Annotated in this window: 21 protein-coding genes and 1 tRNA gene; 18 read left to right on the top strand and 4 right to left on the bottom strand. The window is 67.7% G+C overall.

The genetic code is table 11. The features are described 5' to 3' along the window. The first annotated feature begins 747 nt into the window (after positions 1-747). The 5 genes from ACZ619_RS20455 to ACZ619_RS20435 all read left to right on the top strand — a co-directional run bounded on the left by ACZ619_RS20455 (position 748) and on the right by ACZ619_RS20435 (position 6,135). The gene (locus ACZ619_RS20455; RefSeq protein ID WP_469600590.1) at positions 748-1,491 is read left to right on the top strand and encodes a GntR family transcriptional regulator; all 744 of its coding nucleotides are present in this window, start codon (positions 748-750) and stop codon (positions 1,489-1,491) included. Further along, the gene (locus ACZ619_RS20450) at positions 1,488-1,790 is read left to right on the top strand and encodes a hypothetical protein (RefSeq protein WP_469600586.1); all 303 of its coding nucleotides are present in this window, start codon (positions 1,488-1,490) and stop codon (positions 1,788-1,790) included. The genes ACZ619_RS20455 and ACZ619_RS20450 overlap by 4 nt, the downstream gene beginning before the upstream one ends. An 848-nt stretch (positions 1,791-2,638) precedes the next feature. After that, a complete protein-coding gene (locus ACZ619_RS20445) occupies positions 2,639-3,574 on the top strand; it encodes a hypothetical protein (protein ID WP_469600581.1) in 936 nt (311 codons plus the stop codon). A 118-nt stretch (positions 3,575-3,692) separates the two neighbouring features. Then, a complete protein-coding gene (locus ACZ619_RS20440) occupies positions 3,693-4,058 on the top strand; it encodes a hypothetical protein (protein WP_469600578.1) in 366 nt (121 codons plus the stop codon). Positions 4,059-4,659: 601 nt separating this feature from the next. Continuing rightward, the gene (locus tag ACZ619_RS20435; protein WP_469600576.1) at positions 4,660-6,135 is read left to right on the top strand and encodes a hypothetical protein; all 1,476 of its coding nucleotides are present in this window, start codon (positions 4,660-4,662) and stop codon (positions 6,133-6,135) included. A 195-nt stretch (positions 6,136-6,330) separates the two neighbouring features. On the opposite strand, the gene ACZ619_RS20430 is transcribed toward ACZ619_RS20435, so the two are convergent. Next, positions 6,331-6,795, bottom strand: coding sequence for an NUDIX hydrolase (locus ACZ619_RS20430; protein WP_469600574.1), 465 nt, complete (start codon positions 6,793-6,795; stop codon positions 6,331-6,333). Between the two features lie 18 nt (positions 6,796-6,813). On the opposite strand from ACZ619_RS20430, the gene ACZ619_RS20425 reads away from it, so the two are divergent. The 12 genes from ACZ619_RS20425 (at position 6,814) to ACZ619_RS20370 (ending at position 14,162) form a co-directional block, all read left to right on the top strand. Then, a complete protein-coding gene (locus tag ACZ619_RS20425) occupies positions 6,814-7,593 on the top strand; it encodes a GntR family transcriptional regulator (RefSeq protein ID WP_469600571.1) in 780 nt (259 codons plus the stop codon). A gap of 117 nt (positions 7,594-7,710) precedes the next feature. Beyond that, entirely contained in the window at positions 7,711-8,067 is a 357-nt protein-coding gene (locus tag ACZ619_RS20420; protein WP_453080641.1) for an SCO3933 family regulatory protein, read from the top strand. A 2-nt stretch (positions 8,068-8,069) separates the two neighbouring features. Next, entirely contained in the window at positions 8,070-9,425 is a 1,356-nt protein-coding gene (locus ACZ619_RS20415; protein WP_469600567.1) for an FtsK/SpoIIIE domain-containing protein, read from the top strand. An 83-nt stretch (positions 9,426-9,508) separates the two neighbouring features. Further along, positions 9,509-9,712, top strand: coding sequence for a hypothetical protein (locus ACZ619_RS20410; protein ID WP_469600565.1), 204 nt, complete (start codon positions 9,509-9,511; stop codon positions 9,710-9,712). Next, positions 9,712-10,365, top strand: a complete 654-nt coding sequence (locus tag ACZ619_RS20405) for a DUF2637 domain-containing protein (protein ID WP_469600563.1) — start codon at positions 9,712-9,714, stop codon at positions 10,363-10,365. Before ACZ619_RS20410 ends, ACZ619_RS20405 begins: the two co-directional genes overlap by 1 nt. Before the next feature lie 31 nt (positions 10,366-10,396). Continuing rightward, on the top strand, positions 10,397-10,591 hold the full coding sequence (locus ACZ619_RS20400) for a hypothetical protein (protein ID WP_469600560.1): 195 nt from the start codon (positions 10,397-10,399) through the stop codon (positions 10,589-10,591). A gap of 1 nt (position 10,592) precedes the next feature. Next, positions 10,593-10,784 (top strand): mobile element transfer protein, encoded by a 192-nt coding sequence (locus ACZ619_RS20395; RefSeq protein ID WP_089102147.1) that lies wholly within the window; start codon positions 10,593-10,595, stop codon positions 10,782-10,784. Positions 10,785-10,797: 13 nt separating this feature from the next. Next, the gene (locus ACZ619_RS20390; protein ID WP_469600557.1) at positions 10,798-10,953 is read left to right on the top strand and encodes a hypothetical protein; all 156 of its coding nucleotides are present in this window, start codon (positions 10,798-10,800) and stop codon (positions 10,951-10,953) included. 24 nt (positions 10,954-10,977) lie between these two features. Further along, positions 10,978-11,307, top strand: a complete 330-nt coding sequence (locus ACZ619_RS20385; RefSeq protein ID WP_469600555.1) for a SpdD-like protein — start codon at positions 10,978-10,980, stop codon at positions 11,305-11,307. Positions 11,308-11,398: 91 nt separating this feature from the next. After that, on the top strand, positions 11,399-12,823 hold the full coding sequence (gene repSA, locus ACZ619_RS20380) for a replication initiator protein RepSA (RefSeq protein ID WP_469600553.1): 1,425 nt from the start codon (positions 11,399-11,401) through the stop codon (positions 12,821-12,823). After that, entirely contained in the window at positions 12,820-13,008 is a 189-nt protein-coding gene (locus tag ACZ619_RS20375) for a helix-turn-helix domain-containing protein (protein WP_263209762.1), read from the top strand. The genes repSA and ACZ619_RS20375 overlap by 4 nt, the downstream gene beginning before the upstream one ends. Next, the gene (locus tag ACZ619_RS20370; RefSeq protein WP_469600550.1) at positions 13,008-14,162 is read left to right on the top strand and encodes a tyrosine-type recombinase/integrase; all 1,155 of its coding nucleotides are present in this window, start codon (positions 13,008-13,010) and stop codon (positions 14,160-14,162) included. The genes ACZ619_RS20375 and ACZ619_RS20370 overlap by 1 nt, the downstream gene beginning before the upstream one ends. Positions 14,163-14,230: 68 nt before the next feature. Here ACZ619_RS20370 and ACZ619_RS20365 read toward each other — a convergent pair. The 3 genes from ACZ619_RS20365 to ACZ619_RS20355 all read right to left on the bottom strand — a co-directional run bounded on the left by ACZ619_RS20365 (position 14,231) and on the right by ACZ619_RS20355 (position 17,844). Beyond that, positions 14,231-14,306: transfer RNA gene (locus tag ACZ619_RS20365), tRNA-Arg, on the bottom strand. 172 nt (positions 14,307-14,478) lie between these two features. Further along, entirely contained in the window at positions 14,479-16,140 is a 1,662-nt protein-coding gene (locus ACZ619_RS20360) for an IclR family transcriptional regulator domain-containing protein (protein WP_469600548.1), read from the bottom strand. A 327-nt stretch (positions 16,141-16,467) separates the two neighbouring features. Next, on the bottom strand, positions 16,468-17,844 hold the full coding sequence (locus ACZ619_RS20355) for a M6 family metalloprotease domain-containing protein (protein WP_469600545.1): 1,377 nt from the start codon (positions 17,842-17,844) through the stop codon (positions 16,468-16,470). A gap of 275 nt (positions 17,845-18,119) precedes the next feature. On the opposite strand from ACZ619_RS20355, the gene ACZ619_RS20350 reads away from it, so the two are divergent. After that, the gene (locus tag ACZ619_RS20350) at positions 18,120-18,770 is read left to right on the top strand and encodes a TetR/AcrR family transcriptional regulator (RefSeq protein ID WP_469600543.1); all 651 of its coding nucleotides are present in this window, start codon (positions 18,120-18,122) and stop codon (positions 18,768-18,770) included. The last annotated feature ends 129 nt before the right edge of the window (positions 18,771-18,899 follow it).

Below are 18,899 nucleotides of genomic sequence, written 5' to 3'. Positions count from 1 at the left end.
TCGCCAAGGAAAACCGCACACACCGCGACTGAACCAACCCCAGGGGGTCAATTCTGCGGGAGCGGAACGTGCTCAATTCTGCGGGAGCATTGACAGCCCGCTCGGCCGTCGGCTGCTCCCGCCTCTACTACGTCGGCTGACGCGTCGACCGTCGTTCTGGGGCGGGCTTCCGCAGGCTCTGACCATCGGCACCCGCTCAGGGGTGAGGACACCGCGCTCGTCCGTCCGTACGTGTTGGCCTGGGAGGCGCGGGTACGGGCGCGCTCGGTGGTGGTCGCTCCCCAGGTGCCGTCCGATGCATGGTCGGCCCTCGCGGGGGCTCTCTGATGCCTCCTCGCCAACATCCCCGTATCGGGGACACCGCTGCCACCCCGTACCGATCGATCGCCTGTCATATCGGCACCCATTCCGCCTGCGCGGAGTCCTCCCCGGCCTCGCCGTCGGTCGACCTGCCGGTGATCTACGAAGTGTGTGACTGCTCGTGCCATACGGCGCGTGACCAGTCCGCGCCTGCGGAGGTGGCCGGGTGAGCGAGCGGGTCCCCGGTGGCGTTCTGATCTCCCACATCGAGGTCACCTCGACCACTGTCCAGTGTGGCGACATCATCCAACTCGGGGGCTGTGCCTGCCGGGTGAGAGACCTCCTCCAACTCCCTCACGGCGCCAAGCAACTCGTCTTCGAGTCAGGCGAGTCGCTGACCATACACAGCCGCACCCGACTCGCTGTCGTTCGAATGCTGGGAAGGCGGTGACGGGAATCGTGCCGTCTCGTCACCGAGACATCGCCGAGGACCTGCGGCGCCAGATTACGACCGGTCGGATCCAACCTGGCGAGCGTCTTCTGTCCGAAGCCGACCTGGCCGACCAGTACAAGGTCAGCACGGTGACTCTGCGGAACGCCCTTGCGGTGCTCCAAGGGGAAGGCCTCGTCGAGAAGATCCACGGCAAGGGCAACTTCGTCCGCCGCCCCGTGCGCAAGATCATGTACGTCGGCGGTTGGGGCACGCTGGACCCCTGGACCGCCGCCGATGCGCCCCTACACATCACGATTCGCAGCGCGACGGTGCAGGCTCACGGGCATCTGACGACCTTGCTGAAGGTGCCCACGGGCAGTCCCCTCGTCGAGTTCACCTGCGTCAGCCTCGAAGGAGACGCACCACACGGGCTGGCCCGTATCTACATCCCGCGTGACCTCGTACCCGCCGGGGTCCTCGACGACGAGTCCACCTGCCGGGAGACGGTCACGAGATTCGCCGTACTGGGCCCGTCGCCAGCCGCGGTGAGGGAGACGGTGTGCGCCCGTCAGCCGACGCCAGACGAAGCCTCGGCCCTCCGTATCGGCTCCGCCCCACCCATCCTCGCGATCACACGCGTTGCGACTGACCTCACCGGCCGAGTCGTCGAGGCCGCACTACTGGCATTCCCAGGGGATCGCGTCGACGCGGTCTTCATCACCCACCACATGACCTATGAGAGGCAGACGCAAGGATGACGCCACGGAACGAACTGCGGCTTCTCCCGTGGTCGGGGCCGGAGGGCAAGCCCTGCTATCTGACCACCGACGACCCGGACGGCTACATGTCCCGCCTGGCAGACAACATGGAAGCAGTCCAACTCGGCACGGCGGCCGAGCTGCTGGAACGAGCCTCCGAGGCGCTCGACGACCAGGACACGGACCGTGAGGACATGCAACGCCTGGCAAAGGAACTGACTGGCGCCCTGCGAGACGTCCTTCGCGTCGCGACCAGCCGCGGTCACCTCCTGGCGGTGAGCGAATCGCAGGGCGAGTGAAAAGGAGCGGGCGAAAGGGCACTTGGGTCGTGTCCCGCTTCGTGGTGTAAGCGACCTTGCTCGACGCGTTCCGGTAAGCCGCACGTCGGCCACCCCATGGGGCACGGCTCCCGGGTCGCGCAGCGGCTGACCTGCCGTCAGCGCCATGGGCGGCCCCGAACCCCGCTGAATGCGGCGATGACCTGCGGGTTCCGACGCCTTGATCCGCTACACCACCTGGCGGGACGCCACCGGCACTTGACGACAACGATCGTCCTGGCGGGGAGGGGAGCCTGGGCACCAACCCGGGCCCCCTCCGCAACGGCTTCCGGCTCCCCGTTTCACCTTGGCCCCTCTGTCGGCTCGACGCCCTCCTCCTGAGCAGAGAAGGCAGAACCTTGGTGTCTGTGCCTCAGCCGACGACAGTGCGCCACGACGGCGGGTACGCCAACCGATCCGGCGCGCGTGTGCCCGTTGTACCCCCACCGGCCTCAGCCACGCTGCTCAGTAACGTCCATCAGAGCAAGTCGTGACGGCAGAGCCGTGGCAGCGAGGCATTGGACGAGGACTTCAATGCCCCGAAGCACCACAACGGGGGCGCGAGCCACCCGTGTGGAACGCGATAGGCCGAGTTATCCACAGGCTTGCACACGTTCGCAGCGCGGGCCGTACCGTTCAGATCAAGTCGATCACGCGAGCGGGGGTGCGCATGGCTGCTCCTTCCTGGTTACGAGAAGCCCTGCTGGCTGGCTCAGTAACCTGCTCAGCTGGGGTGCTGCCGGGTCCTGACCGGGCTGCTGCTGCGTCGGACGCATCAGAACGTAGCGAGGGCGTTACGGAATGCGCCGCAGATCCATATGATCTGGTCTGTGACAGGGGCATCCGGTTGGATCTGGGATCCAAACTCATGGCAAGAGTGGGCCATCCGTCTGCTCCGGCAGCAGCATGGCGCCGACAACGTGATCAAGGTCCCGGACCAAGATCGCGGTGATCTCGGGATCGAGTGCTTTACGCGAAGCGGAATCGTCTATCAGTGTTACTGCCCAGAAAACCCTGACCTTAGTCCGCGTGCACTTTACAGCAATCACCGCGACAAGATCACAGCAGATATCAATAAATTCATCAAGAACAAGACGGAGCTTTCGAGGCTTTTCGACAGTGTGAAGATTAGATCATGGATCCTTTTCACGCCGCGACACGAGTCTCACAAAACAGTACAACATTGTAGTGAAAAGGCGACGGTTGTACGGCAAGCAAATTTGCCGTACGCTACAAATGACTTCATGATCGATGTCCATGAGTTGGCGGACTATCGAGAGTCGGCGGAGATTCTCCGCCGCGGGCCCGTCCTTCCGGCACCAGTGGGTGTTCCGGCGCCGGTGCCCAAAATAACCCCCGATGGAATCGATTTTCGCCAGGTCCAGAGTCCGTTGATTTCCGACATGGATGAAAAATTGGCGCGCATCCCTCAACTGGCCAATCCGGAAAGGCGGGCGACGTATCGGGCTAGCCTCCTGGGCAGCCACTTGGCCGGCGAGGGTCTGCTCGACCGGTACTTGGAATCGATCCCCGAAGTACACCAGCAAATCATCGATTGCATCGCAAGCGTTGAGCGAGGGTTGCTTCTCGCTTACGGGCCGGGAGATCAACCTCATAAGGTCTTGGGAGCGGTCATCGATGAAGTTCGGGTTCGCGTAGAGCAAGTAGTTCCAGGTATTGCAAAAAGTAACGCGGAAAGCATTGCGCTAATGGCGGTAACCGACTGGCTGCAGCAATGCCCTCTAGACTTTGAGGAGGCGGGTTGAGATGTCCTCTGATCCTCGAACAATGACACAAGAAATTAGCAGCCAACCCATTGTATTCAGGAGTCGGCCGCGCCCCGTTCCACCAACGAGTGATACAACCTGGCGACTTAGTGCTCTGGTGCTCGTTCTCAGTCAATTCCGCGGTTCAACTGCCGACATCGACGATCTTAGTGTACTAACCCATGCTCTAAGAACTCCAACAACTAGGGCACGTTTTCTGGCGTGGTGGGACGGCGCCTTCATTGCAGGGATCGGATCTTTCAATCTAGAACCATCACTAGAGTTGACGATCCGCCTTGCGCGCGCCGAAGGATTGATTTCAATTTCTCAGAAAGGGCGGGTCGCCCTACTGGACAAGGGGCAAAGGTTCGCGGAGGCACTGAAGCAAGATCCGGATATCTTCTCGGAAGAGAAGTCGTTCATGGACCGCTTGCTGCCCCTTTCCACGGCCAAGCTGAAGCGCGCGATTGCGCTAATTCGTTAAGGAGCTAGCCTTGTTGCGCATCTCGGCCGTTTCGATCAATTCAGTGACCCCTGAGGGGACCGTTAGCTTCCACGCGCGCTTTGGCGATGGCCTGACCGTAATTCGGGCCAAAAACAGCTCAGGTAAGACTCTGCTGCTCAACTCAATCATGTATGCGCTAGGACTTGAGGGAGCACTCAAGCCCGGTAAGCAAGGAATCCTGACTACTGCGCTTACGCGTAGCGTCCGTGTAAATGGTGCTGAACGGCCAGTACGGCAGTCTTGGATTGACCTTGAAATCGCCAATGAGCGGAGTTCCATCACTCTGCGGCGCTACCCAGTCCCGCCAGAGGGAATTAAGTCGGATCTAATCACGGTCTGGGATGGCGCGTTGCTGTCCAGGGGTGAGGCTGATGTGCCTCAGCCTCGGTACTTCTACGTAGGCAGAGGAGGCACAGCTCAGAATGAGGGTGGATTCCACAACTTCCTAGCCCGATTCCTTGGGTGGGAGCTACCCATAGTTCCCACTTACGGCGGGAGAGACGTACCACTATATCTACAGGTGCTGGCTGCTCTCTTCTTCGTAGAGCAAAAGCAAGGGTGGTCTGGCATCATTCCCAGAATGCCCACGCAGTATCAGATTAGGGAACCCCTGAGGCGGTCCATCGAGTTTTACCTGAATCTCGATGTTATGGAACGAGCGCGACGTCGATCTGAGCTGCAACAGGGACTATCCGTCTTGCGAGCTGAGTATGCGGCGCTCCGCAGTGCTTTGGACGCGGCAGCGCATGTGTCCAATGCCAGGGTAGTAGCTACGGGTGAGTTCGGCTCCGCAGCCTTCTACCGGAGCGCCCTTTTTGGTGCCGAAGACGGGCAGCTAGACGCCAGCCAGGCACTGACGATCTTTCATGAGGATCAATGGTTGAGTCTTGAGCAGATGCTCGCAAATCTACAGTCCAATATTCAGGAATTGGACGTTAATCGGCAGGCAAGGTTCAATGAACCAGAACTAGCTGCCCTAAATGCGACACTTATGGAAACCCGGGAGAGGCTACGCGTCATCACGCTGGAATTGCAGGCATTTGATGACTCTGCCAATATGATGGACATGCAGCGGGGTGTTCTGGAAAAAAGGCGACGCCTGCTGGAACAGGAGCAGAGGCGATACAAGGATATTCGAGCCTTGGAAGGTCTTGGAGCAGACTTCTCTGCTCATGCCATCGCACACCGTGATTGTCCAACATGTCGGCAATCACTCGACGGTACTGAGAGTTTGAGCGGAGCGCCAGTACTTACAACAGGTGAGAGTGCAGCCCTGGTTGATCAGCAGCTGGAGACAATTTCAAATGTCATCAATGATGCTGAGCGCAGTTCACGGGCAAACAAGGCGGCGCGCGGGGCTCTTGAGCAAGAGGCGAGCGAGGCTCGGGCGCGAATTCGTGCAATTCAGGCGGATCTGGAGGCGGAAGCCCCTAACGTCTCCATTGCACAGCTTCAGAAGAAGATTTCCGCCGAGTCCCGGTACCGTGAGTTGATTCGCCTCCGGGACAATGCGCAAGTTACCATAAACGATATGCTGGATGTTCAAAGTAGGGCTCGTCTGCTGAAACGGGAACTGGATTCCCTGGGAGATGAAGTATTCTCGGAGGCGGACGCCGGAAAGCTAGAAGCTTGGCAGCGTTCCCTTAGGGGTTTCTTGGCGAAATTCGGGTTTGCGGTATTCGCTCCGAATGAGATTACGATCGATCCGCAAGGTATGCGGCCAGCTCATGGCGACAGTGATCTCGGATTTCAGGGATCAGCTAGCGATGGGCTGAAACTGCGCTGGGCATACTTGTTGAGCCTTGTGCAGGTGAGCCTAAGCATGGGTGGCCGCCATCCTGGCCTCCTGCTACTAGATGGCCCTCGGATGTATGACATCGAGCCGAGAGCGATGGAATCATTTTTGCGCTCCTGCTCGACGCTCACTGGCAGTGGGCAGAAGACGCAAATCATCCTGACTCTGAGCGAGCAGAGCGCAGTAATCGATGATTGGCTGGCTGGCTGCGAATACGTGGTCTTGAATATCGCAGATCGCTTGCTGACTGGGTCGGTCTAGGGGCACAGCGAGAGCTGGTTTGGGCGCGAGTGATCATGAGGCCTTGCAAGCTTCCTACGTGTCGGCTCCTTGCCGTGAGCGCGGCACGGGCGCCGGCCGGGCTGGAGCGGGACGAAGGCAGGAGCGCAGGTCCGGCCGGGGGCCGGGCCGCGCGCGGGGAGCGGAGCGAGCCGCCTTGATGATGGAGAGAAGGTTTTATCCCGCTGGGATGAGGCGCTTGCCGTCGTGGCTGCGGACGTGGGGGCCGTTGTCGTCCAGGGCGTCGAGGAGTCTGACCGCGAAGACCTCGGACATGCGGTCGCTGACCTCGGCGGGGGTGAGCCAGGAGACGGCGGTGGATTCGCTGGAGGTGCGTTCGGTGCCGCCGGAGGGCTTGCAGCGGAAGACCAGGGCGACGATGCCTCGGGTCGTGTTCTTGTAGACCCCGGTGAGTTCGTCGATCTCGACGTGGATGCCGGTCTCCTCCAGGACCTCGCGGGCGACGCCGGCTTCAGGGGTCTCGCTGAGTTCAAGGATGCCGCCGGGGAGTTCCCAGGTGCCGTTGTCGGCTCGGCGGATCGCCAGGAGGCGGCCGTCCTCGCGCACCACTGCTCCGGCTACGGACACGGAGTGCAGGGGGGAGGGTGTCGCTTCCTGTGGTTGACTCATGTAGAGGAGCATAGGAGGCAGAGAAGGACTATGGGAACTGCGGCGGGAGGGGTCGGCACCGGGCCTCGGTACGTGCAGATCGCGGACGAGATCGTGCAGCAGATCCGGGCGGGGGTTCTCAAGCCTGGTGACATGGTGCCGAGTGAGTCCGAGCTGGTGGATCGCTACGGCGTGTCCGGCGGGACGATCCGTAAGGCCATGGTCGAGGTGCGGGCTAGCGGGCTGGTCGAGACCCGGCACGGCAAGGGTTCGATCGTGAAGAACCGGCCCCCGGTGCGGCACCGCTCCTCTGATCGCTTCCGGCGCTCGCTCCGGCAGGGTGGGCAGGCGGCCTACCTCGCGGAGTCCGCGCAGTCCGGGGCCACGGCCAAGGTGAGCGTCCTCTACATCGGGCCCATGGAAGCGCCCGAGGATGCCGCCGAGCGCCTGGGCGTCCCCGCCGGTGCACAGGTGTTGGCTCGTCGGCGCCTGTACTTCCGTAACGGCACGCCGGTCGAGACCGCCACGTCCTACCTGCCCTGGGACGTCGTGAAGGACATCCCCGAGCTGTTCGCCGAGAACCCCGGCGGCGGTGGCATCTACGCCCGACTGGAAGACCACGGGCATGAGTTCGCGGAGTTCGTCGAGACGCTGCAAGCGCGGCCGGCCTCCAAGGCGGAAGCTACGGAGCTGGCGCTGAGCCCGGGGGCTCCGGTGGTTCACCTGATCCGGGAAGCTCGTACGACCGCGGGCCTCGTGGTCGAGGTGTGCGACACCCTCATGGCCGCTGACCAGTTCGTTTTCGAGTACCGGATCCCTGCCGGCGACTGACGCCCGCTCAACTCCTCACAGCCCGTCGCGAGTTCTTCTTCGTGGCGGGTTGACTCATGTACAGGAGTGATGCACTCTTCTCCATGTCACTCATGTACATGAGTGGCGGAGTTCTCTGTGCGTCAGATTCCCGTCGACACCTCCGGCGCGGTTGTCATGGTCGCCAAGTCCCCGCAGGTCAAGGTGCGTGACCGCCGTACCGGCGAGATCGCCACTGACACCGAGACCGGGGCGAAGCTGATGACGGTGGACGTGATGTTCGCGGCGAATGAGGAGGTGGAGATCCTGTCCATCACCGTCCCGGAGCCGGGCATCTCCGGTGAGCTGGCCATGGGTACGCCGGTCGCGCTCACGGGGCTCATCGCCCGGCCGTGGGAGAACGACTTCAACGGCCAGAAGCGGCACGGCATCGCGTTCCGGGCGGTCGCGGTGACCTCGCTCGCCAGTGCTGCCGCAGGGTCCAAGGCGGCCTGATCATGACCGGGTTCACGGTCGCTCTGGTGCTGGTCGTCGCTGCCGTGGGTCTCCTGCGGTGGCGGCGCCCCGCCTGGTACTGGTTGACCTTCGGGGTCACGCTGGCCGTGGTGCGGGTCCTGGTCCGGTACAGCTCCGTGATGGACGCGTGCGGGCTGACCGTCCCGCCCGCCCGGTGGCGGCTCGCTCTGGCCCGTGCCACCAACCGGCCGATCCCGGAGCTGCGTCCGCCGCGCATCCTGCGGCTGCGGCCTACCCGTACCGGCCTCGTCCTGCGGCTTAAGCTCCGCCCCGGACAGGACGCCTTCGACATCGCCGCAGCCTCGGACCGGCTCCGGCACTCGTTCTCCATGTACGGCGTCACCTCGCGGGAACTGCGTTCCGGAGTCGTCGAAGTGCGGATGACCGGCTATGACGTGCTCAAGCGGGTGCAGATGCCGGCCGAGACCGACCCGCGGCCGATGCGGGTGCCGGTCGCGCTGCGGCAGGACGGCTCGGTGCACTACCGCGACTACCGTGCGATACCCCATGCCCTCACCCTCGGTGCCACGGAGTCCGGCAAGTCTGTCTACCAACGCAACCTGGTCGCCGGGCTCGCTCCGATGGACGTCGCACTCGTTGGCATCGACTGCAAGCAGGGAGTTGAACTGTTCCCGCTGGCCCGGCGGTTCTCCGCGCTGGCCGATGACCCCGACACCGCCGCCGAAGTGCTCGATGCGCTGGTGGCACGGATGGAGCGTGTCTATCAGCTCATCCGGTCACAGCAGCGGATCACCTCCGACGTACCGGATGCGGAGATCGCCGCCGACATCTGGGACCTGCCCGATGAGCTGCGCCCGGTGCCGGTCGTGGTTCTGGTCGACGAGGTCGCCGAACTCGCCCTGTATGCAAGCAAGGAGGAGGAGAAGCGCCGGGATCGCATCGTCACCGCTTTGGTTCGCCTCGCCCAACTCGGCCGCGCGGCCGGCATCTACCTCGAAATCTGCGGGCAGCGTTTCGGCTCCGAACTCGGCAAGGGCATCACCATGCTTCGCGCCCAGCTCACCGGCCGTACCGCCCACCGCGTCAACGACGAATCGTCCGCCAACATGGCCTTCGGCGACATCTCCCCGGACGCCGTTCTCGCCGCCATCCAGATCCCGGCCGAGATGCGGGGTCTCGCCATCGCGGGCGACTCCTCCGGCGGGTGGCACCGTATCCGCGCCCCGCACACCTCGCTCCGCCAGGCCGTGAACATCTGCAACCGGCACGCCGACCGGACCCCGGACCTGCCCGAGCTGGCCCCGTTCCGGCCCGTTCTCCTCGGCTCCGACGCCGAGTCCGTGCCGCTGGTCAAGGCGTCCTCGGCCACCGCCTGATCTCTTACCGCTCCTCACGGTCGGCGTGACCGCCTTCGCGCCGCGTCCCTACCCCGCCATGCCCAAATGAAGGGAGACCCGCCATGTGCCCGGACTGCGAGGACTTCGCCCGGACCGTGCTCCTGCTCGGCCAACTCGCCCTCTACGCCGACATGGCCGGCGCCGACCTCGACTTCGTGGACGTCGTCAGCCCGTCCCTCGCCGTCTCGCTGCCCGAGCCGCCGCCCGGCATGTTCCCTGACGACCAGGACCCCGACGGCGGCCCCGCCTACCCGGGCGATGTCTGATGGGTGCCCGTCACGGTCTCCGGGTCGACGCGGTTCTGATTCAGGCCGTGATCGCCGGTGCCCTGTCCTTTGCCCACCTGCACGACCTGGCCGCCGCTGCCGGACAGAACGGCTGGAAGGCCTGGGCCTACCCGGTCAGCGTCGACCTGCTCCTGGTCGCGGCTTGGCGGCGGCTGCGCAGCGAAGGGCCGTCCCGGCTGGCCTGGTGCTGGTTCGTCATCGCGCTGTTCGCCTCGCTCGGCGCCAACGTCGCCACCGCAGGGTTCCTCGACCTGACCGATCCGCCCGCCCTGCTCCGCCTCGGCATCGCCGGATGGCCCGCGCTCGCCTTCCTCGGCGGCACGCTCCTCGCTCACTCGTCGCCTGCCGAGCCGGAGCCGGAGCTGATTCCGTCGGCCTTCGTCCCGGACACGCCTGACGCTGAGCAGTCGGCGCCGGAATCCATGCCCGCGCCCGACGCGGCCCCCGCGCCAGAAGTCACGACCGCTGCGGGGCCGGTGCCCCAGGTCCCCGCCGTCCTCGTCGACCACGCCCGCAAAGTCGCCGACGAGTACCGCGCCCGCACCGGATCCCCGATCGACCCCGACACCCTCCGCTCACGCCTCGGCGTCCCGCCTCACCTCGCCGACGCCATCGCAGCCCATCTCACCTGACCCGCGAGAGACACCGGAAGGAGGACAACGGATGACCCGCGACCCCGCTGCCCTGACCGCTGCCGACTACCTCGACAGCGCCCGCGAGATGGCCGTAGCCGGTCGGCCCTACCTCGCCCACCTGCTCGCCGAGGAGGCCGCCAAGCGCACCCCCGACCCGGCCACCGCCGCCGGTATCCGCGCCACCTTTCCCGACCCGACGACCGCCCGGAAGGAGAACGACTGACATGCCCGCCCGCGACAACTTCCACTCCCTGATGCGGATCGGCCCCGTACAGATCGGCACCCACCGCGACCGCAACGGCCGCACCACGCACGCCGCCGTCTGCACCGCCGACCGCTGCGGCTGGTCCGCCGACTACTCCAGCCAGACCGCCGCCCAGCTCGCCGCCCGTACGCATCGCTGCCGCGTCGCTTAGGAGGCCACCGGCCATGCAAGTTCCGCTCTGGTTCGCCTTGTTGGCCGTCGGCTACCTCGGCGTCAAGCTCATCCGCCCGCCTTGGTGGCTGATCTGCGTGCTCCTCCTCGGCGGCTACCTCCTCGCCGACAGCATCTTCGCCCCGCTCATCAACACCGCCGTCAAGTAACCCGCCGCGAAAGGAGAACTGCCCATGCTCCGGCCCAAGCTCCCGACCATGCCGCAGCCCACCGGCCTGACCACCCCGGCCGCCGTCATCCACCCGACCACCATCACCCCCGGCATCCAGGCCGCTCCGGTCCCGCCGGCACCGGTCGCCGTTCCCGCGCCGCCGTCCCGCCCGGTCGTCCAACTCACCCCCGGCACCGCCCTCGCCCTGGTCGGCGGCGGTACGGCCGTCGTCCTGGTCGTCGGCGCCGTCCTTGTCTCCCTGCTCCTGGCGGTCGCCATCACCGGCGCTTCTGTCGCCGTCTGCGCGGTCGTCCTGCGCTCTCTGCTCGCTTCCGAGGCCAAGCGCCGCTGACCGGCCCCCGGGCGGCCTCGATACCACCAAGCATCCGCCGCCCGGGAGCCGTCCCCGCCGATCGATCTCGCAACCGGAAGGAACCTCCAGCATGGCCCACCGGGCCTCACCCGCGACACAGAAGACGCCCGCGCCCACCCCGCCGCCACTCGACCCGACCACCCTCCGGGACGTCCTCCGGGTCGCCTCGGCCGCCGACTACACCCGCTGGGAAGACCAGATCCGCCGCACCGGCGGCTGCTCCGACCCGATCCACCTCACCGGCTGGACCCTCCACAAGGACAGGACCACCGGCGAGACCCTGCACCACTACTCCACCGCCACCGAACCGGGCGGACGCCTCCGCCTCGCCTGCGGCAACCGCCGCGCCTCCCGCTGTCCCTCCTGCGCCTGGACCTACGCGGGCGATACCTACCACCTGATCCGCGCCGGTCTCGCCGGAGACGACCGCCGCGACATCCCCGCCGCCGTCCGCGACCACCCGCGGGTCTTCACCACCCTCACCGCCCCCTCCTTCGGCCCGGTTCACAACCGCCCCGACCACGGCGGCACCTGCCGCTGCGGCACGCCACACACCCCCGACGCCTCCGAGCTGGGCACCGCTCTCGACCCGGACACCTACGACTACGCGGGCGCTGTCCTCTTCAACAACCACGCCGGTCAGCTCTGGCAGCGCTTCACCACCCGCCTCCGTCGCGAACTCGCCGCCCGCGCCGGCCTGCCCCGCCGCGAACTCGCCGACCATCTCCGCGTCTCGTACGGCAAGGTCGCCGAATTCCAGAAGCGCGGCGCCCTCCACTTCCACGCGGTCATCCGCCTCGACGGCCCCGACGGCCCCGGCACGCCGCCGTCCGCCTGGGCCACGGTCGACCTCCTCACCGACGCGGCCCGCGCCGCCGCCGCGCACTCGTACACGTCCGTCTCCGTCCCGGCCGCCGCCGACCAACCCGCCAGAACCTTCCGATGGGGTCGGCAACTCGACGTCCGACCGGTCAAGGCCTTCGGCGACGGCTCCGACATCACCGAACAGGCCGTCGCCTCCTACGTGGCCAAGTACGCCACCAAAGCCGCCGAGAACACTGGCACCCTCGACCGCCGTATCGGCGAACTCGCCGAACTCGACCGCCACCACGTCCCCGACCACGCCCGCCGACTCATCACCGCCTGCCGCGACCTGGACGGCCTCTACCCGGACCGACGTCTCTGGGCCTGGGCGCACATGCTCGGCTTCCGCGGCCACTTCTCGTCCAAGTCGCGCACCTACTCCACCACCCTCGGCGCCCTCCGCCAGGAACGCGCCGACTACCGCGCTGCCCAAGAGGCCTCCGCCCTCGGCCTCGACGACCGTGAGCCGGACACCGTCCTCGTCCTGACCGACTGGCAATACGCCGGCCACGGCCACACCCCGGGCGAAGCCGCCCTCGCCGCCACCATCGCCCGCGATCTCCAGACCAACCGCGAGACCGCTCGCGACGCCCTGCGCGACAGGCTCACCGAGGAGGGAACCGCAGCATGACCACCGCCACCGCCGAACTCCTGACCGTGCCGGAGGTCATGGCCCGGCTCAAGCTCGGGCGCTCCAAGGTCTATGACCTCATCCGGTCGCACCGCCTCGTCTCCATCAAGATCGACGGCGCCCGTCGCATCCCCGCTGATGCCGTTCGGGACTTCGTCCTCGGCCAGTTGGAGGAGGCTGCCTGATGGCCACTCAGCGCAAGCGCAACCCGAACGGCGCCGGCACCATCACCAAGCGCAAGGACGGCCGCTTCCAGTGCGCGGTCTACGTGCTCCAGCCGGACGGCACCAGTGCTCGAAAGTTCGCCTACGGCAAGGACTGGGCGGAATGCGACGCCAAGCGCCGGGCGCTGCTCGACAAGGTGGATCAGGGCATCCCCGTACCCACCAAGTCCGCCAAGCTCTCCGAGTGGCTGCCGTACTGGCTGGACAACGTCATCAAGCCCCGACGGAAGCTCAGCACCTTCGACAAGTACGAGGCACACATGCGGCTCTACCTCGTGCCGCTCCTCGGTTCCAAGCGCCTCGAATCGCTCGGTGTCGCCGACGTCCGCCGCTTCCTCGTCCGCCTGGAGAAGGAGACCACGGCCGCAACCGCCAAGGAATCACACCGAGTTCTGCGATCCGCGCTGTCCTCCGCTTGCCGGGAGGAACTCATCACGCGCAATGTCGCCAAGCTGGTCGAGCCGCCGCGCACGGCTACGGCTGAGCTGCACCCCTGGACCCTGGACGAGACGCTCGACTTCCTCGCCGCGTCACGCAAGGACCCGCTCTACGCGGCCTTCGTCCTCGCCATCACCATGGGCCTGCGCCGAGGAGAGATCGTCGGCCTCCGCTGGTCTGATCTCGACCTCGACAACCGCGTGCTCTACGTGCGGCACCAGGTACAGCGCCGCCGTGGCGTCCTGTACGACGACGACCCGAAGAGCCGCCGTCGGCGTGCTGTCCCGCTGCCCGCCCTCTGCATCGCGCCGTTGCGCTGGCACCACATGAGGCAAGTAGCCGCCCGCACCAAGGCGGGGGAGAGGTGGCAGGCATCGGACTACGTCTTCGCCACCCGCACCGGTCGCCCGGTCGAGCCGCGCAACCTCTACCGCTCCTTCACCCGAGTCGCCGAGTCCGCCGGCCTCCGCGTCATCCGGCTGCATGACGCCCGCCACGGCACCGCCACTCTCCTCACGGCGGCCGGGGTCGCGCCCCGCGTCGTGATGGAGATCCTCGGACACTCCCAGATCAGCATCACCATGGACGTGTACACGCACGTTGTGCAGGACACCCAGCGCGAAGCCATGAGCCACATGGACCGGCTACTCAGGAAACGGCGCCCCGGTCGCGGCTGACCGCCCTCGTTGATGTCAAAAGTAGATGTCAAAGGCCCCGGACCATGATCGGTCCGGGGCCTTTTGCCTGGTGCCCCCGGCAGGATTCGAACCTGCGACACCCGCTTTAGGAGAGCGGTGCTCTATCCCCTGAGCTACGAAGGCTGGTGATGGCAGGCTGGGCTGCAGCTGTGCCGTCGCCCACAGTGTAGCGGCTGGCGCGGTGGGGGCCGGTGGCTGGGCGCGGTGGGCGTGGATGGCGCCGCAGGGTGGCTCGGGTGGTGGTTTCTCCTGGGTGGGGGAGGGGCCTTCCGTGTCTTCTGGTGTCAGGGAGTTGTCAGGAGACCGGTACCGGGCTGAAGCGGGAGGCGGTGTGGAGGTCGGTTTGTAGTTGGGCCGCTGTGGTGAGCAGGGCCGGGAGGACCTCGGTGACGCATTCCTCCAGGGAGCGGCGGGCCGCGTGGGTGGCCACGTTGAGGGCGGCGACCGGGCGGCCGACGCGGTCCCGTACCGGTACGGCGATGGAGCGCAGCCCCGACTCCAGTTCCTCGTCGGACAAGGCGTACCCGCCGGCGTCGTCGAGGCCGAGGAGGACCCGGCCGAGTGAGGTCCGGCGGGCCGGGAGGCGGGTGCCGACCGTGATGTCCACCGTCAGGACACGGCTCGCGGCCTCCACCGCCACGTACTGGATGTCCTTCGCGCCGGGTGCCAGTACCGCGAGTGCCGTCGGTTCCTGGAGGTGGTCCGCGAGGGCGCGCAGGTGGGGGGTCGCCAGGCGGGCGAGGGTGGTGCGGGAGAGGGGAGGGTAGCCGAGGGACAGGACCCGCGGGGTGAGGGTGAACTCGCGGTCGCGTGCCGTCACCAGGCCCAGGTGCTCGTACGTGATCAGTGCCCGCCGTGCCGTGGCCCTCGCCAGGCCGGTCGCCTTCGCCACGTCCGTCAGGGTCAGCGCGGAGCGGCCCTCGCCGAACGCGGTGAGCACCGTCAGACCGCGGGCCAGCGACTCCACGAAGTCGCGGCCCAGCTCGTGCTTGGACGCCGTGGTCCACCCGGCGAGGTCCGCGGGGGCCGGCCCGCCCTCCGCCGGGGGCGCCTCGCGCAGCTCCGCCTCCATCGCCGCCACCGCCGTACGCAGCCGGGGGAGCAGGGTTTCGCGCAGGTCCGCCGCCGTGTGGCGGGAGGTGTGGCTGACGACGTTCGCCACGCACGCGACCCGTCCCGTGCCCGGGTCGCGCACGGGGACGGACACCGCGACCAGGCCGGGTTCGACCAGCTGGTCGTCCAGGGCCCAGCCGTCCCGCCGGGCCCGGTCCGCCCGTGCCTCGAAGTCGTCAGGCGCACCGGCCGCTCTCGGCGGTACGGCGGGGAAGCCCGCGTCCGTCGGGTCCGTCGCGCGCCGGGTCCGCCAGGCCGCCCACTCCTCCTGCGTCCACTCGGCCGCGAACAGCGGGCCCGGGGCGGTGCGTTCGGCCGGGAGCAGGTCGCCTATGCGGAAACTGACGGACATCGCGCGGCGGCGGGTCGCCTGGTGGATGAAACGGATGCCGTCCCGGTCGGCGACCGCGAGCGAGACCGACTCGTCCAGTTCGTCGGCGAGGGCGTCCGCCTGTCCGTCCAGCAGCGCGGGCAGGCGCAGCGCGGCCAGGTAGGCGTTGCCCAGCTCCATGACACGGGGGGCGAGCACCGCGTCCCGGCCGTCCTGGCGGAGGTATCCCATCCGGGCGAGGGTCGCGGTGATCCGGTCGACCGTGGAGCGGGCGAGCCCCGTACGCCGTTCCAGCGCACTCGCGCTCAGCGTCCCGCCCGCCTCGGTCAGCGCCCCCAGCACGGCCACGCCCCGGATGAGCGGTGCGACCGCCTCGGCCGGCGGCGGCTCGGCCGGCGGAGGCTCGTGCGAGGGCCCGGAGACGGAACCGGGGGACGCGGGAGAGACGGAGGAGAAGGCGAAGGATGAGGATGAGGATGAGGACGGAGAGGCGGGGGGCAAGGGGGTGGTCATGGACTCTCCGGTACCTCCGGTACGGCGGCGGCTTCGGCTCTCCGGCACGGAGGCTTCCGCGTCTGCTCCACGGCGGTTTCCGCGTCCGCGCTACGACGATCAGGGCACGCCCACCGTAAACCCCGGCCGGGCCGAGTACCCCCGGGGCCGCCCTCCCGGGCCGACTCCCCGGGGCGTTGGGACGCGGTCCTGACGGCCGGATTCCCGGGGGTGTGGTTCTGACGGCCGGCTCCCCGGGGAAGGGTTCTGACGGTCGGCTCCCCGGGGCGTGGTCCTGATGGTCGGATTCCCGGGGAGTGGTTCCGGCCGTCGGCCGCTCTCCCTCGCCTACCTCCGCGTCACCCGTACCCGGTAGCTCCCGTCTCCGTTCGCCTCCGTCACCTGTACCTCGATCCCGTTGCGCGGGTCCTTGAAGCTCTCGCCCTGGCCGAACGGGGCGTCGGAGAGTTCCGCCTGGACGTTGGGGCTGCGGGTGCAGCCGCCGGAGTCGCGGTGGGCGTCGTACACCTTGATCGGTCCGCGGCCGGTGTCGACGTTCGCGTCGACCTTGTAGATGAGGACGCCGGGCCGGCAGACCTCCTCGTCGTTGCCGCCCTTGGCCCGCACCTCCAGGGCGTAGCCGGTGCGGGCGTCGACCGGGACGAAGACCATCTTGCGGCCGCCGGGAACGGAGAGCGGGGTGAGCGTGTACTCGGTGCCGCCGTGCGCCGCCGCACAGCTGACCTGGTCGGCGTCGAGCCAGCCCAGCTTCCACTTGTGCCAGCCGAGGAGGTCGTTGTCGGCGCCCCAGTCCTCGCTCATGATGTCCCAGTGCCCGACCGCGCCGCCGCCCTCCTGGGTGTAGAGGTCGGGCAGGCCGAAGACATGGCCGTTCTCGTGCGGGAGCACCCGGTAGCCGGTGCTGGCGTAGGAGCCGGAGCCGTCGTCCTGGCGGGAGTAGACGAAGGACGCGTTGGCGACCGGGACCCCGTCGGCGACCGGGGCGTCGGTGTTGCCGGCGAAGGTCACCGACAGGACCGTGTCGAGCGCGGAGGGGCCGGCGTTCGGGGTGACCAGTACGTTCAGCAGGTCGTACGACCGGAAGTCCACGTCGGGGTCGGCGGCGGCCACCAGGTCCTGGACCAGCTGCCGGTAGCCGGGGTCGAAGGGCGCGCCGCGCTCTATCCCGTACGCCCGGAACGGCTTGGGCATCCGCAGCCAGTGGTCGATGGGGGCCGCGGGCTCGTAGTCGAGCTTGCCGTAGGAGGCGGTGCGGAACCAGTCCTGGGTCTGCGGGAAGAACTCGTGGTAGCGGTCGAGCGCGCTGCCCTGGCCGGGCGCGTCGGGGAAGTCGACCATCAGGGTCAGGGCGTGCACGGTGCCGGTGGAGCGGGCGTAGCCGCCGGGCGTGGGGACGCCCTCGGTCATCTGGACCTCGTGGCCGCCGCTGATCATGCAGGGGCCGAGGGCGGAGGTGCGGGCCAGTGCGATCGGGCCGGCGCCGGCCGGGGTGGGCGCCGTCGCGAGGCGTCCGGTGCCCGCCGAGGTGCCGACCGCGAGGGTCAGCACGGTCACCGCGGCCAGGGAGACCGCCCGGCGCCGGGCGGTCGCGGGTCCGCGCGCCGCCCGCCCGCGTATGCGTCGGCTCCGCGGCCACGGACCACGGCCGGGGCGGTCCGTGCGGTGGCCGGGCAGGCATATACGGCGGCTGGGCTGCGGCTGCATGCATGGACCTTTCGCTCCACGGCAGCCGCCGGTCTCCGGCTGCACCCTCTCGATCACCCTGTGTCGAGGGGGCGGCGGGCGCGCGCTGGAGGGGCCGATCGTGGGATGCGCCGGACAGGCAGGTGTGGCTCAGGTCACATCGAATTGATGGAAGTCGCGGAAATAACCGGGGACCGGATCCCCGTTTGGACCTGTGTCCGAGCGAAACGGGGACCTGGTCCCCGGATCGCGGAAGCCATCCAGCAGACCGTCACCCGACCAACCAGGAGCGCACCGTGCACACCGCGACCGCGACCCCAGCCGTGCGCAAGGCACCCCGGCCCCGCGCCGACGCCCTGCGCAACAGGGAGCGGATCGTCACCGCCGCCCGGGAGATGTTCACCGAGTACGGCCCCGACGTGCCGCTCGACGAGATCGCCCGCCGGGCCGGCGTCGGCAACGCCACGGTGTACCGCAACTTCCCCGACCGCGACGCGCTCGTCCGCGAGGTCGTCTGCTCCGTCATGGACCGGACGTCCGAGGCGGCCGAGCAGGCCCTCGCGGAGACCGGGGACGCCTTCGAGGCGCTGGAGAGATTCGTGCACGCCACCGCCGACGAGCGGATCAGCGCGCTGTGCCCGATGGTCGCCGGCACCTTCGACAAGAACCATCCCGACCTGGAAGCGGCGCGCGAGCGGTGCGAGCAGCTCATCGGGCAGCTCATGGACCGCGCCAAGGCGTCCGGACGGCTCCGTCCGGACGTGGGCGTCGGCGATGTGATGATCGCCGTGGCCCAGCTCAGCCGGCCCCCGGCCGGCACCGGCTGCCTGATCAACGACCGCTTCGTCCACCGTCATCTGCAGCTGTTCCTGGACGGGCTGCGGGCCCCCGCCCCGTCCGTCCTGCCGGGCACGGCCGTGACCATGGAGGACCTCCGCCAGGCCTGACCCACCCGCGTATCAACGCCACCGACGGCGCCGACGCCACCGACGGCGCCGACGCCACCGACGGCGCCGATGGAACCGATGGAACCGACGGCGCCAAGGAGTCATCGGCATCACCGGTCGGCGGTCCGG

It is taken from the genome of Streptomyces sp. NPDC104367 (assembly GCF_055583825.1).
The sequence above is the reverse complement of the archived record's forward strand: the minus strand, read 5'-3'. Positions and strand labels throughout refer to the sequence as shown.